Raw genomic sequence first — 663 nt, 5'->3', positions numbered from 1 at the left:
GCTTAACTTTTGTTTCCAACCACACATACCGTCACGCTTTTGCTACGCGTATGGTCGAAAATAACGTGGACTATAAGGCACTGTCTACCCTGATGGGACATACCGACGTTGCGTTTACACTCAACAGGTATCCCCGTCCCCATCTGGATTTTCTCAGCCAGCAAATGAATCTGATTTCCAAACGCTGAATCAAACAGGAGGGTTTTCAGAAAAGCGGACACGTGTCCGCTTTTACCTTTCAACAACAAAAAACAGAGTCCCCACGCGGAAACTCTGTAATACCATCAAAAAGACTTGCTCTTTCCATTATTTAGTGGTATAATATACGAGTAGGTTACCAAAAAAGAAAATAACATTCACTGGCGACGATTGATCTACCAAATCAACCGCCGCCCCGCCAGAAGGTATGAGCGTACCAACTGACTTCTGTGAACGCCATTACTGCGTTATATTATAGCGCGTTTTGGATACATTTGTCAAGGTCTGTTCCCTTCTGTGCTGCGGGAATGGACCTTCCTTTTTTGTGTAACCAGTGCACCTTCGGTGCGCTACCCGTACCTTGACAACCGAACGAGCCTGCGGCGAAGTCATACCCCTGCTCATATCAGCATTCGCATGTGCGAGCCACTGACAGGGAGCAAACGTAAGAGAACGCTACCTCAC

The 663-nt window shown here is 46.9% G+C and carries 1 protein-coding gene; it reads left to right on the top strand.

Going from position 1 to position 663, the window contains the following annotated elements; translation table 11 throughout:
- On the top strand, positions 1-188 hold a 188-nt coding region (locus B5F35_RS18295; RefSeq protein ID WP_162611488.1), incomplete at its 5' end, for a tyrosine-type recombinase/integrase.
- Positions 189-663: the final 475 nt, after the last annotated feature.

The sequence above is a fragment of the Anaeromassilibacillus sp. An200 genome (assembly GCF_002160025.1).
In the GTDB taxonomy this organism is placed as follows: Bacteria; Bacillota; Clostridia; order Oscillospirales; family Acutalibacteraceae; genus Caccousia; species Caccousia stercoris.
The sequence above is the reverse complement of the archived record's forward strand: the minus strand, read 5'-3'. Positions and strand labels throughout refer to the sequence as shown.